Origin of the sequence: Bacillus sp. SRB_8 (assembly GCF_003264205.1) — a bacterium.
Lineage (GTDB): Bacteria > Bacillota > Bacilli > Bacillales > Bacillaceae_G > Bacillus_A > Bacillus_A mycoides.
Genome location: NZ_NADT01000198.1, coordinates 1 through 379, shown reverse-complemented (window position 1 = coordinate 379; position 379 = coordinate 1). Strand labels below are relative to the sequence as shown.

Sequence of the window (379 nt, the reverse complement as noted above, 5' to 3'; positions counted from 1 at the left end):
ACATTGGTCATCCGTATGGCCAAGGTGTGGGTGAACTTTGCATCGACGCTTCTTGCCAGCAATGTTTGCTTGTGTAGAGGCAATATCTTGGCCTTGACGAGCTTCTTCGTTTAGCAGCAGGGAGGTGATCGTGACTAGTGAAATATGATCAAAGTCCTGGCAGTCTAAGGCAGTAGCAACTGAGTGGAAACGGCTATCGAGGTTGCAAACAACGAGTGCTGAAATTAATTTTTCTGGTATCTCGATGCCTGCACCTTGGAGGTCTCGGGCTCGAGATTCGACTCGGCCTATAAATTCTTGCACTGGCTGCCCGTCTTGCATGCAGGTAACCCATTGGCGCAACTTGACGACAACTGAAGAGAGTGATTTGCGCTGGTAG

General features: G+C 49.3%; 1 protein-coding gene. It reads right to left on the bottom strand.

The window, feature by feature from the left end; translation table 11 throughout:
- Positions 1–379, bottom strand: a 379-nt coding sequence (locus B5P40_RS32430; RefSeq protein WP_142936405.1) for a gag-polypeptide of LTR copia-type domain-containing protein, incomplete at both ends; no start/stop codon positions are given.